Origin of the sequence: Chryseobacterium sp. JV274 (assembly GCF_903969135.1) — a bacterium.
Lineage (GTDB): Bacteria > Bacteroidota > Bacteroidia > Flavobacteriales > Weeksellaceae > Chryseobacterium.
On the sequence record NZ_LR824569.1, the window covers coordinates 5,014,686 to 5,033,373 of the forward strand.

The window sequence follows — 18,688 nt, forward strand, 5'->3', positions numbered from 1 at the left end:
TCATCAATCAATATCATTAATAATATGGACAATTTCTTATTTGAAAAAGAACTGATCGAACTTGCTGATAAAGATCTCACTGTAAGAGAAGAGCTGCTCGCTGCCGGAAAACTTTCCGGAGTTTACCATCCTGAAATGGAAAAGGTTCATAAAGCTAATGCACTGCGGCTCCGGGAAATTATAACTGAGATCGGGTTTCCAACGCTCTCAAAAGTAGGTGAAAAAGGAAGCAATGCCGCATGGCTGATTATCCAGCACGCTATTGGTGAGCCAGAGTTTATGAAAGAATGCTGTATTATGATGGAAGAAAACAGCAGTGATATTAATCCGATACATAAAGCTTATTTATATGACCGGATTCAGTTCTTTCAAAGTAAACCTCAAAAATATGGAACACAGCTGACGGCCGAAGGAATAATATATCCCGTAGAAAACAAAGAAAATTTAAACAAAGAACGCGAAAAAGTAAACCTTCCGGTATTGCCTGAGATAGAAATCAACAAAATTCCGGAACCTGAGGACATTCCGGAAATAGATGATAAAAATGTTGAATATACAGTGTGGAGAAAAAAAGTAGGCTGGATTTAAAAAGATTGCAGAATGAAGAAAGGGATTTTATACGTAAACTATAATAACTTCCAACTCCCATCTTCCTGCTTCCATCTTATTGACCCACTTTCAAAACCTCACGCACTTCAATATTTCCTCCGATTTTAAAGATAGGATTGCCCTTAGCCATTTCTACCGCTTCATCAATAGAGTCTGCCCGTACAATAATATACCCGCTGATAAATTCTTTGATTTCGGTATAAGGACCATCCGTTACAATATTATCCGCCTTTACCGTTTTTGCAGCTCCCGGTGCGGGCAAAAGAGTATTTCCCTTATCTACAAGCTTGTTTTGGGCAGCGATACTTCCCAGCCAATTCAGACGCTCCCGGATCTGTTCCGGAGAAGGCTTAAAATCAGAAATGTCTTTCAGTCTGAAAATTAATGCAAATTCTTTCATAAGCAGATTCTTTATTTAAATGACGATGAAGACATAAAAATAGGGACAGCGTTTTAATTTTATTTTAAATCTGCCCTTTGGTTTTTGCTCAAATGTCATACAATCAGGTGCCGTATTTCCAGGATATTCAAGATTTTTACTTGTCCAATAAAGGTCTGGGATCAAACAGTACTTTTAAGGTATGAATCTTCCCCTCTTTAATTTGATACCATCCGGAAGCTTCTATCGCTTTTTCTCCCATATCAATAGTATACCAGAAACATACATCTTCACCAGACGTAAAAGCTTTCAGAATTGTATACTTAAACTTCATTTGCTTCATATCTTTGATATAAACCGAAGCATTATCCCTTTTTCCCAATACTCCGATAAATTTAAAATCAGGATCAAGACAGCTTTCCGCCTTGTCAAAATTTTCTTCATTTAAATACTGAATAAACTGTTCTGCCACATTTTGGGTTGTATTGTCCATAAATATTGTTTTTATTGTTGAATGCAAAATTAACGGTTCATTGAATAGCTCACTTGTGACTATAATCACAAAAATAACTGGAATTTTCTGTTAGGTAATTATAAATGTAACGTAGTGAAATGAAGAATCCTGGCTTTACATGAGATTCTTCCTTTGTCAGAAATCGAAGATTTGACGTAGTCAATGACAATGATGTAAAATTGTATGTATTCGCCTTCTATTATTTTAAAATAAGAATTCTCCCTTTTGCATACGCAATCTGATCTTTTTCTTTTTCCTGGTCCGGATGGTTTTTAAGGTACATCTGATAGTAGGTGACCGCATTCTTAGGCTGTTTCAGATTCAGATCATAATGAAGGCCTAAGCGATAATAAATAATATTACTCGTACCAAAGGTTAATCCTCTTTTATAAGCTGTTAATGCATCATTATACTGGCTTTTGGCTTCATAGATGCCTGCCAATGCGGCATAATACAGCGTGGTATGATCTGAAACAGCTTCATCAATAGTCTTTTGTGCATAGATAGCAGCATTATTATAATCTTTCAGTTCACGATAGCTTAAGGCCATGAAATACAACGTGCCTTCGTTTTGTACTCCCATAACTTCCAGCATTTTATAAAGGCTAACACATTTTTGATAATCTTTTACATAAAAATAAGCCTGTCCCATATCATTCATTACATTCACATCAGCATGGTTTTTCAGGAGTTTTTCACCAATTTCAATCACTTCCGGATATTTGGCAAGTTGATTGGCAACGGGTAATAAAGCCTGTTGTAAAGTGAAATTTTCTGTGTCAGAAGCGATGGCTGTTTTTAAAACATCATAAGCAGGCTGATATTGTTTCAGGCCACTGTAAGTCAGAGAAAGATCATAAGCTACATCGGGATCAGTAGAATTCAAGGAGCTTGCTTTTTTGAGGTAGTTCAGTTTAGTTTCGGGAGTATCAGCATAGGTGGCAAGCTGCTTGTAAGCATTGAAGTTAAGACTATCCAGCTGAATGATCTGTTGAAGGTAAGCCTTGGCATTAGTCACATTTCCCCGTCTGGAATTGATGCTTGCCAGACTAAATAGAGTTGGCAGGCTGTTCGGTTGTATAGTATTGATTTTTATATAATTTCTCTCTGCTTCCGGAAGTTTTCCGGCCATCATATGACAGTAGGCTATTTGTGAAAGAGCTTTTATATCCTGCGTATCTCCGGGATATATGCTTTGAAGGTATTTGGCAGCATCGGCATAGCGCTGTGTCTCATAATATTCAAGAAGCTTTTCAGTGTCAATTTTTGCAGACTGAGCAGTGATATTGTTAAAGCCTAATAGTATAATGCACAAGCAAATTCCTATTTTCATCATGGTTATTTTTTAACTAAAATATTGGATATTTAATACGCCTCCAAATTTTACGGTCACATATTGGGGATTTTTTTAAATTTTATGAATAATTTATAGTAAAATCAAAACTTCTCCCCATTAGATTGCTTATATTCATCCTGTAAAAAAGACAGACAAAGCTCAATAAATATGGAAATAAAAACGGTACAGTCATTCATCAATTATTATGAGAAAATAAGAGAAAGAACCAACCGCATTATTGCAGTTGTTCCACCTGAACATATAGATTTTTCCTATAAACCCGGGAAGTTTACTATTGGCGATCAGATAAGACATATTGCTACCATAGAACGCTATATGTATGGAGAAACCATTACTGGAAAGAAAAGTGCTTATCCGGGATGTGGAAAAGAACTTGCTGATGGCTATGAAAATACCGTGAAGTTTTTCAATGAAATGCACAGACAAACGCTGGAAATCATTAACGGCCTTTCTGATGAAGATCTCACCCGCAAATGTTTAACTCCGGCCAACAGTGAAATCTCTGTTTGGAAATGGCTTCGCGCGATGATAGAACATGAGATTCATCACAGAGCAGAATTATACATCTATCTCAATCTTTTGGATGTGAAAACACCTCAGATTTACGGATTTTCTGCCGAAGAAGTTCAGAACCTGAGCGTAAAACTATAGAATGGAAGTAGATTTTAAAGAGTTTCAATCCATTTGGGTTAATTTGTATATTAGCCCATTCAAAAAATAATAATGGCCAGACCTTTTATCATCCCTCTTTTACTATTTTTAAACAGTGCCTATGCACAAACCCATTCAGATCTGAAACCTGGAGACACTTTAAAATATTCTCCCCAATCTCATAAATCTTCCTGGATCTCGGTACAGTCTGCAGATGCCAATCTAGGAGTTGCTTTGTTTATGGATGGGAAAAAGGTAAAAGAACAGGATGATTCCAGAGGTATAAAGAGTGTTGAACGCTTCTATTTTACTCCGGAAAAAGGAAAAAAATATGAATTTAAAATCTGGGCCAAATCGTATTCAGAAAAAAGTAAAACGGCCGGAGTTTCCATTACAGAGTCCCGAAATGTGCCTGTTCTGGAAGGGAAATTCAGTCCTGATCAGTTTGTAGAAGATCTTCAAACATTCCGTTCTATAAGAGAAAAAGCAAATTCCGGACTGTATGTATACAGAACAAGAAAGCAAATTGACAGTATTTACCGACAGGCTGAGGAAGAAGCCAGAAACAGCAAAAATATTTTTGATTTCTATAAAGTCATTGCAAAGATTACCGGATTTGAAGGAAGCTGCCATAACTATACAGATCTTCCCAATCACGCTTCTTATTATCTCACACAGAAACCGGAATATTTACCCATTACTTTAAAGAATATTGACGGTCGTTTGCTTCAGGATTCAAAAGATAATGCATTGCCTCTTGGTGCTGAGATCCTTTCTATCAACGGAGTTTCTGCAAAAGAAATGATCAGCCGTTTTTCTCAATATTATTTTTCTGACGGATATTCAGCACCCTACAAAGAAACAACAGGTTTTGAAAGAGGAATGCTGGATAAATTTTATATGGAATTCGGAACCCACAAAAACTATCTCATCAGCTATAAATGGAACGGAACTGTAAAAGAAATATCACTGCCGGGAATATCGTTGGACGATTTTAAAAAACTTCAGGATTTAAGATTTTCGCTTGCCTTTGACAAAAAACTGCTGTCTGAAAAATACAGTTTGAATAAAGAAGGAGATGGAATCTATCGCTTATCCTTGAGAGGGTTTGATTTTGCAACCGGGAAAGAAGATCCTGCCTATAAAAAATTCAGTGCTTTTCTTGACCAGATGATGAATACTCTGGAAAGCGAAAAAACAGAAAACCTGATCATAGATCTAAGAGGAAATACCGGAGGTACAGGGGCTCTTTATGAAAAAGTATTTTCTTATCTTACCCAAAGACCTTTCCGCGACAGCCAATATGCTTATACCAACTTTAATGAAGTGCCTATGGAAGAAAAGCTGGTCATAACACCTCTTTTTCTTTCCAATGGAGTACAGGACAAACATGGACTGAATGCCTATCTGAAACAGCTTTATCCTAAAGAGGTTCAAGGAAAATATTATTGGGCAGATGACAAAAATCCTTTGATTTTACCCAATAACAAAACTTTTAAAGGACAGCTTTATCTGCTTGTAGACCAACGAGTGGCTTCCGCAGCTTCACATTTGGCCTCACTGATAAAATCTTATACCAATGCCATTGTGATCGGGAAAGAAACGGTAGGAGGGTATTATGAGCATAACGGGCATCTTCCGCTGGTATATGAACTTCCCAATACCGGTATCCAGACCGGATTCTCTATTGTGCATGTCATTCAGGATGCGCAGAATCTTCCTGATCAGAAAAGAGGTCACGGAATTATCCCTCACATTCAGATACAGCAGACTGATCAGGAATTTCTTGATCAGACTGATATTTATATGAAAAAAGTATCAGAACTCCGAAAACCGTAAAACCGATTCCTTTTATTGTATTACTAAATATAAAACCGGCTCTAAATTCATTATTTGCAGCTGGTTTTTTTGTTGCCAGAATCCATTTTTATTTTAGATTATTTCTATTTTAAGTGATAAATTTATTGTTTTTATTTATTAAAAATTGTTAAATATTCATTTGATAAAGAGGTATTTATTATTTTATTTAAATCATTTATTTTAGAATTATTAATTAAAAGTCGTAGAACTACTACAAAATTTCAGATTAGTCACAGAAAATTTTTTGAATAGAGATTAGCGTTTTATCTTTGTAATAACACCAAATCCAATTACAAAAAAATTAATAATGATTAAAATTTGCATATCATCACAATAAACTCAGGAGAAATCCTGGAATCCAGCAGGGAAATAAAGTAGATAAATATGCTGCTTTATCTTTTTACTCATTACATTATACCCTGTTTTTGATCTCAATATCCGGCTTTTATTCCTTAGAATAGAACACGGATAACGAAAATGTATCTGATCTTTTTGATTCAGGTAGATTTTAGCCTTTAAAAAATTTGACACCCAATCAATCAAAATACTACAACTATGTTTCAGGACGATCATTCACCCAAAATGCCTGTTTCCAAAGATAAAATTCCAGCTGTAAATAATCTAAAAGAGACTCTCAAAGACCAGGCAGTAAGCAAAGCTGCCCAGAAAGTACAGGAAAAATCAAGTGGAACCATTAAAAAAGCTACCGAAAAAATGGTTCAGGCGCAGGCTTATACCGGAATGGTTCAAAGTGGGTCCCAAATGTTTATGAATCAGGTTAAGCAGCCTAATCCACCCACATTGGTAGAGGATAAAGTATGGTCAAAACAACCTACTTCCGGAATCTATAATGCCAATACAATCCCTGGCAATCAGGTAGCGGGAATCAACCGTGTGGTAAAGCTTGAAATTGTAATTGACGGAAAAGTAATCAAACATTTCAAACATTTTCAGCTAAAACAAAGTGCTGTAAAACATCATGAGTTCGATCTTATGCTGGCTCACGATACACTGGGAAGCACGGAAAACCATAATCTGGAAGAAGCTCAGAACTTTCTGGGAAAAAGAATTACGGTTATTTTCAGATACAAAGACGTTGAAGACGGCCCTGAAAGAAACTTTGTAGGTGTAATCACTGAAGTAGGTTTCAGTCAGGAAAAAGGAAGTCTGGGAAATATTGTTCTTACAGGTTCAAGCCCGACTGTTCTTTTGGATGCAGCTCCTCATATTCAGAGTTTTGGCGGAGCACAGGAGATCAGTCTGAACAGTATTGCAGATCAGGTGATCAAAGAAGGTCTTGGACAGAATTCCTTTGATTTCAGAGTGGATGCCGCCCACGGAAACATTTCGTACAGCTCACAATATGAAGAAACCCATTACAACTATCTGGCAAGAATAGCAGAAGCGTATGGTGAACAGTTTTATTATGATGGTGAAGTTCTGCATTTCGGGAAGCTTCCACCTCAGGAAAAGCCTGTGAAACTTACTTACGGAAGCAGTGTGAGTGACGTAAAAATCAAAATGAAAGCCCAGCACGTGAATCCTTCATTTTATGGATATAACAGCAGTAAAAATGAAAAATTAACGGCAGGAAATTCTAAGATTACCCATACTTCAGATATTGCTAAAAGAGCGTATGAAATATCAGAAAAAACCTTTACAACCCCTTCATTGAGAGTAGCTCCAATAAAAGCAGTGTCTTTTATGGATGTGGAAAACTCTCAGAAAGGAACAGCCGGAAGTAAAGCTTCAGAAGTATTTGTTATTTCAGGCATTACTACAGTACCATTCCTATATCCGGGATGTATTGCTGATATTGAAATGCGGAAAGCAGAAAGCAGTGAAACCACCTATTTCACCAAACTGATGATTATAGATATGTATCATGAGGTGGATGCAAGAGGATATTATACCGGAACATTTGAAGCAATAGCTTCTGACACAGGATTTATTCCCCGCCCGGAGTTTCATATTCCAAAAGCGGATGCACAATTTGCCAAAGTGATTTCCAATACAGACCCTTTAAATCAGGGAAGAGTTAAAGTTCAGTTTGACTGGCAGAATGGTTCTACCACTACAGAATACATCCGGGTGATGACTCCCGATGGAGGTGGAAGTGAAAAAGTAAGTAAAAACCGAGGCTTTATGGCCATTCCGGAAGAAGGTGATCAGGTAGTGGTCAACTTTGCCCATCAGCATCCTGACCGTCCCTTCGTGATGGGAGGAATGTTTCACGGTGGAGTTGGCGGCGGCGGCGGAACCGGAAATAATATTAAAAGCTTAAGCAGTAAAAGCGGGCATACCATGAGTCTGGATGATGCGGGAGGAATTACCGTGAGAGATAAAGACCAGAATTCTGTTTTTCTGGATGGTGCAGGAAATATAAGTATAGACAGTAAAATTTCTATTACCCTGAACTGTGGAAGCAGCTCTATTTATATGGATAAAGATGGAAATATTCAGATCAAAGGAAAAGAAATATTTGTACAGGGAGTTAATATCGGAGTTGGGGGAACAACAAGTATCGGAGTTGGGGTAGGACCTGAAGACGGTGATCCTACTTCCGGAGTCGGAATCAAGTCAGATACCCTGGATATCGGAACCAAAACCCTTTCAATGAGAGGAGATACGGAAGCCAATCTCAGCAGTGGAGGAAAAATTAATGTGGGTGGCGGAAGTGAAACAAATATTGTAAGTGGAACTGTAAAACTGAATTAAAAGCAGATGAATCCAGTAGATTTGGAGTTGGTAAAATTAAAAAGACAATGGCAGAAAGTCGTTTTAAAGAACGAAGAAAAACCTATGCTGATCTGTATAGGAGAAAAACATGAAACCGATCTTTTTGACGGATTTATCAAGTCAAAACTTTCCGAAGATGAAGAAGGGGATGATATTTTTTTACTCCATTATCAGGAATTTAACGGAATGAAATCCTTTGGACAGACTTTACTGGATGAATGGACCGAATTCTACGAAATGCTGAAAAAAAGTGAAGAAAATATTCCGCAATGGGACTTCAAAGATCCGGGAAAAACTTTTAAAACTGATGCTTATAAGGCATTTTATCCTTTACTGGAATTAAAGAAAAACTTCCCGAATATTAAGGATTCCAAAATCTACCTATATATTGCCCCACTCAGGATCAGTGATACAGAAGAATTGTCCCTGTGGGTGAAAGAATGGTGTAAGATATGTGAGATATCAGAAAATAAAGATATTAAACTGGTTTGGGCAGAACATCATACCTATAGAACACTATCGCAGATTCCTTCAGCGCACAGTTTCAGGGTAGAAGTGGATATTCATCAGTTAATGCAGAATACAGCAGCTCATACAAACAGGAAAAAAAACAGTCCGGATACAGATTTTCAGCAGCAGATTCTTATAGCGAGCAATCATTTAAGTAAAGAAAGATTCAAAGAAGCGGAGCATGCCTTAAAAACAGCAGTGAAGCTGGCTAAAGAACAGAAAAATAAACAGGGAGAGATTTCTGCCTATTTTATGCTTACCCAGTCATATACAGCAGACAAGAAAAAAGATAGAGCAGAAGATACGTACAGGACAATATTTGAAGAAGTAGAGCCCGACTCGCCTTTGGAAGTTCAGATGTATATGAATTATGGAAGCCATCTGTTAGGAAATTCCAAAAAATCCAAGGCTGAAAAAATATTTGAAAAAGCTGCAGAAACAGCACAAAAGATAGGAGAATATGCGATGGCTATTGAATGTTACAGAATCATTGCAACATTGAATGATACTGTGCTGACAAAAGATAAAATGATAAGGTATTTTGAAAAATGCCTCGACATAGCAAAATTAATGGAGCCTTCAGTACGGGACCAAAGCAGCCTGCGGTTTGTAGCCTCAATGCTGATTCTCAAATACGAAGGAGATCGTGATAAAAAAACAATACTGGACAATGAAATGAAGACTTATTTTGGTGATGAATGGAGAGTGAGTGTAGAAAAACCAAAAGCAGGGTAATCTCAAATTAAAAAAATCATGGCAGATCTGAATAAAAAGACAGTAAAACCGATCAAAGTTGCAAAACCGGATATGAACCCGGAACGCTCCTTGAAGGTGAACGCAGACGTTACTTCGGTTAGCTGGGACAAAACCAAGCAGGGATGGAAGAATGGGATGAAAAATAATGTTGACTCCCTGAATCCTGTTTCTATGGTTAAATCCTTAGCCGGAGGAGACGGTGGTCTGCCACAAAAAAGTAGTGGCGGAGGCGGTGGAGAGAGTGCTGTAACAGCTGAAAAAGCTGCTCCGGAAAGCAAGGTGAAGCTAATTAAAGTCAATACACCGGCAATGCCTTCCACTGCGATTCAGCATACGAGTAAGCATTTTGATATTGTGCTGGCAATTGATATCCACTGGACATTGATTCCACCACCGCCATCATTTATGCTGATTCCTCTGCCGTTGCCACATCCTTTTATCGGAATTGTGTTTGACATCATGGATTACATCACCATCACCATTCCGATTCCACAGTTCGCAAGAAATCTGATGCCCTCATTGCCGGAAAGTATTCCGATGGGAGGCTCTATTTATGTTCACGGAAGACATAAGGCAACCACTACAACAAGTGTAATGGGAGTAGTGATTCCATTCAGACATATCACATCATTAATTCCTGTATATTTAATTCCTTTTCCTCAGGAAGCTCCACATGAAGGGGAAGTTTATTATGGTTCACAGACCGTTCTGGCGCAAGGAAGTAAAATGAGTGGAAATCAACCGCAACAGGTGCTTACCTGTATGGGATTTCCTTTTGGGATGACTATGCTGCCCGCCATGCCGGACAAACCAAAGAAAAATCCACTGGCTTATTTCGCCTTCTATAATAATTTTTCAAGTATGTATATTCAGATCAATACAGGAGGTCCTGTGTTGGTGGGTGGAGCTTTTGTTCCGCATGTGTATACCCCCGGAGAAATGCTGATGCGTCTTGCGGGGATGTTTTTGATGAGAAGCCTGACTAAGAAAATAGGAAAACTGGGAGCCAATGGATTAAAAAAACTCAATAACAGTGTTCTTAAAAAAGCGCCTTTCAATAAATTTAAATTGGCCAATGCCTTATCCAAAAAATTATGTCATTACGGCCTTGAACCTGTGAATTTTGCAACCGGTGCCATGGTTTTCGAATGGGAAGATTTTATTATTCAGGGCAGTACACCTTTAACTTGGAGAAATATCTGGCACAGCGACCGGCCTTACGATTTTGGTCCTTTAGGAAACGGTGTCTTTAATAATCATGACCTGTTTATTCTTCCTGAAGAAGACAATAAGTTTGCCGGTTGGATGCATCCTGATGAAAATATTGCAATGTTGATTCCCGCACCTGAAATTGGTGAAGAGATGACCTATTTCAGAGATCAGAAAATATGGCAGTACAGACCAAGCAGCAGTGTTTGGGTTATTCGTAAAGGAACTGATATTTATACTTATAGACGCTTTTATCATGTTACGGAAGGACCAATTTATAAGGTAATTCGTATTGAATATGGAGATGGTACGATCAGAGAATATGAGTATGAAGACCGCAATATTATCCTGAAAAGCATAAAAGATGTAAAGAGTGGATTCAGCATAGAAACTGTTATCAATCCTGAGTATAAAAAAGTAACAGAAGTATATTACTGTTATAAAAAACAAAGAGACTTACAAGTTCGCTATGATTATGATGAAAGAGGCAATCTTACCCATGTTTGGGATATTCATAAAAAGGCTATTGTATTTGACTATGATGGAGAAAACCATGTTGTGAGAAGAACTGACCGGAACGGAATGAGCTATCAATGGGTATATGACAAAAACGGAAGAGTAGTTCATACCAAAGGTACGGATGGATATATGGAAGGAAAACTTCATTACCATGATGAGGAAGGTTTTACAGAAGTTATCTATCCAAAGCAAAACAATAAAACAGAGGAATATCATTACGATGAAAATTTTCTGGTTTATAAAAAAGTAGATGGAGAGGGTGGAGAAACATGGTACGATTTTACAGCGCACAACGAACTAAAGATGATAGGAACGCCTGAAGGACGTGTCCAGGGGTATACCTATGATGAAATGGGAAATATTAAAATTTTCCATACTCCGGATGGAGAAGAATACCATTATCAGTACAATGAATTCGGACAGGTAATTGCCCGTTTCTCCCCTTCGGGAGCTTCGGAAACATGGATCTATGATGATGAGGGAAAACTGATAAGCTATAACGATCCTGCCGAAGAAAGTGTATATTATGAATATGCAGACGGTGGCAGACTTCCCGAAAAAAGCATAAAAGAACATATTACAACATCTTACGAATATAATAAGAGAGGTCAGCTTATTCAGCTAACCAATACAATAGGAGCTGAGCAATATTGGAGGTATGATGAATATGGAAGATTATTGGTTTTCAGCCCCAAACCTCTAAACAGAGTCCTTTGGAACAGAGATAAAATGGGAAGGGTTGTAGAAGTGAATGAACAGGGGCAGTTGCCACTAAAACTTCGTTACGACGCCTATGATCTTCCGGTGTATGCTACTGATGGGCGCGCAGAATGGCTGATGAGCTATACGCCAATGGGAAGGCTTAAACGTCAGGTCCGCAGGAATGCTCTTTCTCATAAAAAAGAAGAAACGTTGGTTTTCGGATATGATGCTTATGAAAATCTGATGAGAATTACCAATGAAAAAGGAGAAGTTTACCAGTTTGAAAGAAACTATAATGACGAAGTCACCGGGGAGACAGGTTTTGACGGCCAGAAAAAGTTCTTTGTAAGAGATAAAGACGGAATGGTCACCCAAACCAGAACTCCCCACGGGAAAGATATTTTTTATGAATATGATCTGGGCGGAAGATTAACACAGACCCATTATCCCGACGGAACCTGGGAAGCCTATCAGTATGACTCCTCAGGATTATTGGTTAAAGCAGATAATGAAAACAGCAGTGTAGCTTTTCAGAGAAATAAATTAGGACAGATCACCAGTGAAAAACAGGGTGCGTACACCATTCAATATGAATATGACACTCAGGCAAATCTGATCGGTTTGAAAAGTAGCTTAGGAGCCGAAGTAGACTATTCTTATAATGATCTGGGACAGCTTAAAACGGTAACTGCCACTATTCCGGAAGTGCATGCACCCTGGCAGATGAATCTTGAGATCAGCCGGAACGGACAGATGCATTCCCGTGAAATGACCGGCGGGGTAGAAAGCACTTTTGAATTTGATCATATCGGAATGCCGGTAAGTCAGAAAGTAACAGTGAATAAAACCAATACTACCTTCCATAAAGATTATGACTGGGGAGCCGGAAGCCGATTGCTGCATACGCTGGACAGGGTGACGGGAGGAAGAACAAGATTTGATTACGATGCTTTCGGAAGTCTTGTTGCTGCAGAATATTCGAACGGAGAAGTACAGTACAAAAATCCGGATGCTACGGGATGTTTATATGAAAGTGCCCGGCAGACTGACCGCGTCTACGACGAAGGAGGAAAGCTGATGCGCGATAAAAACTGGTTTTACCATTACGATGAAGAAGGAAATTTATTGTTAAAAAGTAAACGGCCTATCAATGATGCCAAACCGGAGCATAAAGAAGAACAGGAGAATGCACATCCTTATTATAAAACCATTGCTTCAGATTGGCTGAACAGCCCGAAACTGCCGGATGGAGCTGATTTACCCGATGTAACCGAATACTCTCCAACAGAAATACAAAACCCGGAATGGTCTTCTGGAGACTGGGCGTATTTCTGGAATGCTAACGGGATGCTGGCTAAAGTAAAACGCCCCGACGGCAAAGAGGTAAGCTTTGAGTATGATGCCCTCGGAAGAAGAACCTCAAAAATTGGCCTAAAGAAAATAACTCGTTATATTTGGGATGGTAATGTTCTTCTGCATGAATGGAGCTATGATGCTGAAGAAATTCCTGAAACGCTTGTAGATGATGACGGAAATGTCATTGTGGGAAAAGAACCTGTGGAGAATGTGGTGACCTGGGTGTATGAAAGAGGAAGTCATGTACCGAGTGCGAAAATAATAGATAATGAATGTTACACGATTGTTAATGATTATTTAGGAACGCCAATACAGGTTTACACTGAAAAAGGAGAAAAGATTTGGGAGAGAGAACTCAACATTTATGGAGATATAAAAGTTGAAATTGGTATTGGAAATTTTGTGCCTTTCCGTTATCAGGGACAGTATTATGATGTTGAAATTGATCTTTGCTATAATAGGTTAAGATATTATGATGTAAACAGTGGTCTATATATTAGTAAAGATCCAATAGATATCGATGGAGGTTATAATATTTATGCATATGTTCATGATTCTAACAACTATTTAGATATATTTGGATTAGCTGGGCAAAGATGGGCTGGAAAAACTAAAAAAGATGGTACGCCTTATCAAAAACCAGGCCCGAAGAGTAAAGGAACTGGTGATCATAATGCTAAAATTGATGAAATCATAGCAAGAGAAACAGCTAAACCTGGAGTAGAGCATATTGGTGGAGGTTCTAAAACAGAAATAATATTAGAAGACCTAGGAGGGCATAAAGATGTGAGAAGAATGGATGCATCATTTAAAAATGCTGATGGAGATATATACCACATAAATGTTGGACGAACATTAGAAGATGGAAAAACAGGAGTAATAAGAGAAAGGCTAGCTTTGGAAGATGTTAGAAATGCTGGCCATGATGTTACTTTTGAAGGATATGGTAAAGCATCTGCGTATAGATAATTTAAAATAGTAAATAGAGATTAAATGGCAAGTAAAATAAGTATTTTAAATACAATTGATAATGTAATAGAGTATGCTAAACCTCTTTTAGATAAGTATGAAGTTTATATATATATTGAATATAGAGATTCAGGAAAAGTATGGCATACTTTGTTAGAAAATAATGTTAAAGAAATTGAGATTAATGAAAGTTATAGTTGTTTTTTTCTATCCACAAAGTTAATTGATGTTTCACAGAAAATAAGTTTCTATAGTGATGAAATATATGGTTATACAATAGAGGGAACCGGAGGTAGAGAAGATGGAGATAATATTGAACAGACAGCATTAAGAATGATAAGCAAGACTCCTGAAAAAAATATTAAATCATTTTTTAATGCACTGCTTAATATGCTAAAGAAAGATGCTGATTATGAGAAAGGGGTTTACTCTGGTGCGGGAACTTTTTACAAGGATATTTTTTATTTAAAAAGTATCGGGCAAAGTAAAATATTTTGGTTTGATTTCAAAAGAAAAGATAAACCAATTAAAATTACTGAATAACTAAATTTGATGAAATACTATCGGTTGATATACAATTGGCTAAAAGATATTATTGAGTAACAGAAAAATAGGATGAAAAATCTAATAAATTTGAAGCCAAATTTTACGAATAAAAAATTATATCAACGGTTATTTACTCAAAAAAAATATTGAGTCTTACCCTTCCGATATAGAAAAGTTGAAAGAATTTATTTTAAACTTTAAAAATGCATGCGAAGATGAAACCTTAATCAAGGATTTATTTTCACGGGCTGAACTGAACTGATCAAAATAATAAAAAAAATCTGAACATGTTTACACTATGATCAACAGATAAAACTTAATCCAAATCCAATCCAAATATATATATGAAGAAAATATTCTCAGAACTTAAAGGTTTCGTGGTATTCAGTCCGCAACTTTTAGCAAAATATCTACAGGATAATCATCTTTCGGGTACTAATATTTTAAAATACTTCGTAGAAAACGAACATGGAGATGAAATAACCAAATCAGGAATCGCAATCCCCATCATAGGGGTAGAAGAAGACCATTATGCATTTCGGGTTTCAGTAAATGACGAAAGGATTTTGAATGATGATGAGGTAGAGGTGGAGTCACGAGGCTGGATATTTCAGACCGCTAATAATGAAATAAAAGTTGTTGGTATCGGTTATTTAAAAGACGTTACTTCTATTAATGAGGAAAACAGTATTACTTTATCTTTAGAAAACGGATGGTATTCGTTAAAAATACGGGGAGGAAATAAAAATGGCGAAAGATTATTCGAACTGAATATGCAGAAACAGGACCTGCATCCGGCTTTTAGCGGAGATGTCACCACCGAATATTACTACGGATAAAAATAGTTGTTAAAAATAATATAGAAGACTGGATACTCCCTGTTTAAGGGGTAAATAGCTGATGATGAGTTCTTCATATTCTCATTTTTCAAGCCTGAGAAAATAGATTTTTCTCCAAAGTTGTAGAAATACGAATTTTATTGAAAAAAGATTTTGTCAGTAATAAAAAAGTTTCTATATTTGCACCACTGAAAACAACGGTACAACCGGAGTTAAAGGAGAGTTGGCAGAGTGGTCGATTGCGGCAGTCTTGAAAACTGTTGACTGTAACAGGTCCGGGGGTTCGAATCCCTCACTCTCCGCAAAAAAAGCCTTGAATCATTTGATTCAAGGCTTTTTTATTTTCATATATCTCTTTTTTATTTTTTTGTTCCAAGACTAATTTTAATATTACACTGTGCTAATTTCAACAAAGAATCATTTGTAACAGCCAAAATAGGAGAACTGCACATTATGAAGTACCAGAAAGTGATTTCTTCTCCATAGAAATATAATATTTTTGTAGGGCAGGTCTTATTTATCATCTTTATTTAAATATATTTGAGTATAAAACTTATAAGGCTAAGCTTATATGACACAACCCCTATTATTTTTCTCAACCGGATACTTTATCTATATTGGCCGTGCTATTGACACTGTTGTTCACGAGCATCATGCAATACAGATTGCTATAAGTCTTGATAATGAAATAGAGGTGATCTCATCCGGCTCTGTTATGAAATATAAGGCTGTTATCATCAATTCTGATGAACCGCATGAATGCAGAACCTATGATAATACATTCTTATTGATTAATATTGATCCTGAATGTAAAATTGGGACGAGTCTTAAAAAAACTTATTTGTCAGGACAAAAAATCACACGATTACCTGAATCAACCGTGGAAGAATTATTGGAGGATATCAAACCGCTGCTGGAAAGTAATATGTCGGTTGATCCACTTTTCAATACAATACTTCAATTTCTTCAGAAGCTATCAAATACTGATGAAACCAAAGAAATGGATGAAAGGATCGTCAAGGTTCTGGAGATTCTGAAGCAGCCCGGAATTGAGCCTCTGAAGATTGAGAATCTATCATCTGCAGTCTATCTTTCTCCAGGCAGGCTGATTCATTTATTTACAGAACAGGTGGGTATTCCTATGAGGAAGTATATTCTGTGGGCGAGACTTTTAAGGGCATTACAATATATTTTTGATGGCCATAATCTCACAGATTCGGCTCTGGAAGCTGGTTTTTCAGATGCTCCACATTTCAACCGTACCTTCAGGAGGATGTTTGGGCAGTCACCTACATTGTTGTTGCAGAATAGCCAAATCATACAAGCGTATGTAAAATAGCTGCAGCATCTTTGCCTATATAATCTAAATCTAATATTATGTTTGCCATTAACCATGCTGCAACAGCTTTGTTGATTAAAAAAAACAACCCCAAACTGCCACTGTTCCCGCTGTTGGTTTCCGTACAGCTTGTAGAAGTATGCTGGGTATTTTTCAACTATCTGGGTTGGGAACACTTTTCAATTTCCGGGGGTAGGGTACATCTTGACTTTCTGCCGTATTCACATTCTATTTTTTCAGGAATTGCTGCTGCGGTACTTTCATTTTGTGTGATCAACTGGGGGTATAAAAACAGAAAACTAGCGCTGGCATTTGCTATTGGAGTTCTGTCTCATGTTGTCATTGATGTGATTTTTCATGAGAAGGATATTCAGCTTTCGCCCTTTTCTGCCAAACCGGTTTTAGGACTCGGAATTCTAGATTATCCTATTCTGAATTTCATTATTGAACTTGCCTATGGGATATTCTGCTGGTGGTATTTTAAAGGAAATAAAGCATTGCTTTGGGTAATTATTATATTCAATGTCCTTGATCTACCAATGATGCTGGCACACGGGGATACATTAGCTCCTTTTGTCAGATATCCTTTCATTTTACCTTCAGTTATCCTATTTCAGATCCTTATTACATGGTATTTTGTTTACCGGTATGCCAATTCAAAAAATGATAAGAACAGCCGCCCTGCCATTGGTGAAATTTAATCATCCAGTAATTTATGAGAATGTTTCCCGTTAGAAAAAATTAAATAATAAAAGCATCACAAATTTAGTGAAGCTTTTATTATTCTTCCTGCCAGATTAATCATGATACCATTTCTTTTTTAATAATAAACTTGCTTTTACAAGAAGTATTAGCACCGGAACTTCTACCAAAGGGCCAATCACTCCTACAAATGCCTGTGGAGAATGGATTCCGAAGACAGAGATTGCAACAGCAATGGCCAGTTCAAAATTGTTTCCGGTGGCTGTAAAGGCTATAGATGCATTTTTATCATAAGGTATTTTTAATGACTTATTGATCATAAAACTCACGAAAAACATCAGAATAAAATAGATCATCAGGGGGAGCGCTACTTTAATTACATCTGCAGGCAGTTCCAGTATTTTTGAGCCTTTTAGGCTAAACATCAGTATGATTGTAAACAATAAAGCATACAGCGTAACGGGTGATATTTTTGGAATGAATTTTCTGTTGTACCATTCCTCTCCTTTAGATTTTATCAGAAAATAACGACTGAGAAAACCCGCTAAAAAAGGAATTCCAAGGTATATAAGGACACTTTCAGTAATATCTTTCACAGACACATTTACATTGAAATTGGCCAGACCTAATTGAGTGGGCAGTACATTAATAAATAACCACACCATAAAGCTGTATGTAAACACCTGAAAGATACTGTTTAAGGCAACCAACAACGCCGCATATTCTCTGTTTCCTTTGGCCAGATCATTCCAGACGATGACCATAGCAATACATCTTGCCAGCCCGATAAGAATCAGACCTGCCATATAATCAGGTTCATTCCTTAAAAAGAGGATCGCGAGACCGAACATCAGAGTAGGACCAATAATCCAATTGAGCAATAAAGAAACCCCAATTACTTTTTTATCTTTAAATACCAATGGCAGAAGAGAATAGTCAACTTTTGCCAATGGGGGATACATCATAAGAATGAGTCCTATTGCCAGAGGAATATTGGTAGTTCCTACAGACTGGGAATTGATGAGGTTAGGAATAGAAGGAAACAAATGTCCCAAAGAAATCCCCAAACCCATCGCAATGAATATCCATAACGTGAGATAACGATCCAGAAACTTTAATCTTGGCTGCATGA

General features: G+C 37.2%; 14 protein-coding genes and 1 tRNA gene. 11 read left to right on the top strand and 4 right to left on the bottom strand.

The genetic code is table 11. From position 1 onward, the window contains the following. Positions 1-24 precede the first annotated feature (24 nt). Entirely contained in the window at positions 25-588 is a 564-nt protein-coding gene (locus CHRYMOREF3P_RS23095) for a DUF6624 domain-containing protein (protein WP_180565611.1), read from the top strand. Positions 589-664: 76 nt separating this feature from the next. Here the strand turns inward: CHRYMOREF3P_RS23095 and CHRYMOREF3P_RS23100 are convergent, their stop codons facing one another. The 3 genes from CHRYMOREF3P_RS23100 to CHRYMOREF3P_RS23110 form a co-directional block, all read right to left on the bottom strand. Beyond that, the gene (locus CHRYMOREF3P_RS23100) at positions 665-1,009 is read right to left on the bottom strand and encodes a YciI family protein (protein WP_077414625.1); all 345 of its coding nucleotides are present in this window, start codon (positions 1,007-1,009) and stop codon (positions 665-667) included. A gap of 136 nt (positions 1,010-1,145) precedes the next feature. Further along, complete coding sequence (locus CHRYMOREF3P_RS23105; protein ID WP_180565612.1) at positions 1,146-1,481, bottom strand: nuclear transport factor 2 family protein; 336 nt, start codon at positions 1,479-1,481, stop codon at positions 1,146-1,148. A gap of 220 nt (positions 1,482-1,701) precedes the next feature. After that, the gene (locus tag CHRYMOREF3P_RS23110) at positions 1,702-2,838 is read right to left on the bottom strand and encodes a tetratricopeptide repeat protein (protein WP_180565613.1); all 1,137 of its coding nucleotides are present in this window, start codon (positions 2,836-2,838) and stop codon (positions 1,702-1,704) included. Between the two features lie 168 nt (positions 2,839-3,006). On the opposite strand from CHRYMOREF3P_RS23110, the gene CHRYMOREF3P_RS23115 reads away from it, so the two are divergent. From CHRYMOREF3P_RS23115 to CHRYMOREF3P_RS23160, 10 genes are all read left to right on the top strand, one after another. After that, the gene (locus CHRYMOREF3P_RS23115) at positions 3,007-3,510 is read left to right on the top strand and encodes a DinB family protein (protein WP_077414619.1); all 504 of its coding nucleotides are present in this window, start codon (positions 3,007-3,009) and stop codon (positions 3,508-3,510) included. A 72-nt stretch (positions 3,511-3,582) separates the two neighbouring features. Beyond that, on the top strand, positions 3,583-5,349 hold the full coding sequence (locus CHRYMOREF3P_RS23120; RefSeq protein WP_077414617.1) for a S41 family peptidase: 1,767 nt from the start codon (positions 3,583-3,585) through the stop codon (positions 5,347-5,349). 576 nt (positions 5,350-5,925) lie between these two features. Next, entirely contained in the window at positions 5,926-8,088 is a 2,163-nt protein-coding gene (locus CHRYMOREF3P_RS23125) for a type VI secretion system Vgr family protein (RefSeq protein WP_077414615.1), read from the top strand. A 6-nt stretch (positions 8,089-8,094) separates the two neighbouring features. Beyond that, on the top strand, positions 8,095-9,354 hold the full coding sequence (locus CHRYMOREF3P_RS23130; protein WP_077414613.1) for a tetratricopeptide repeat protein: 1,260 nt from the start codon (positions 8,095-8,097) through the stop codon (positions 9,352-9,354). 18 nt (positions 9,355-9,372) lie between these two features. Next, positions 9,373-14,130, top strand: coding sequence for an RHS repeat-associated core domain-containing protein (locus CHRYMOREF3P_RS23135; RefSeq protein WP_232539087.1), 4,758 nt, complete (start codon positions 9,373-9,375; stop codon positions 14,128-14,130). A gap of 24 nt (positions 14,131-14,154) precedes the next feature. Then, positions 14,155-14,673 carry a hypothetical protein gene (locus CHRYMOREF3P_RS23140; protein WP_180565614.1) on the top strand — a complete coding sequence of 173 codons (519 nt, stop codon included), beginning with the start codon at positions 14,155-14,157 and terminating at the stop codon, positions 14,671-14,673. Positions 14,674-15,020: 347 nt separating this feature from the next. Next, positions 15,021-15,515, top strand: a complete 495-nt coding sequence (locus tag CHRYMOREF3P_RS23145; protein WP_077414609.1) for a hypothetical protein — start codon at positions 15,021-15,023, stop codon at positions 15,513-15,515. Positions 15,516-15,732: 217 nt separating this feature from the next. Then, positions 15,733-15,817 (top strand) — tRNA-Ser (locus CHRYMOREF3P_RS23150). A 269-nt stretch (positions 15,818-16,086) separates the two neighbouring features. Further along, positions 16,087-16,854, top strand: a complete 768-nt coding sequence (locus CHRYMOREF3P_RS23155; protein WP_180565615.1) for a helix-turn-helix transcriptional regulator — start codon at positions 16,087-16,089, stop codon at positions 16,852-16,854. A gap of 38 nt (positions 16,855-16,892) precedes the next feature. Continuing rightward, entirely contained in the window at positions 16,893-17,555 is a 663-nt protein-coding gene (locus CHRYMOREF3P_RS23160) for a hypothetical protein (RefSeq protein WP_077414812.1), read from the top strand. 96 nt (positions 17,556-17,651) lie between these two features. On the opposite strand, the gene arsB is transcribed toward CHRYMOREF3P_RS23160, so the two are convergent. Then, positions 17,652-18,686 carry an ACR3 family arsenite efflux transporter gene (gene arsB / locus CHRYMOREF3P_RS23165; RefSeq protein ID WP_180565616.1) on the bottom strand — a complete coding sequence of 345 codons (1,035 nt, stop codon included), beginning with the start codon at positions 18,684-18,686 and terminating at the stop codon, positions 17,652-17,654. Between the last annotated feature and the right edge of the window lie 2 nt (positions 18,687-18,688).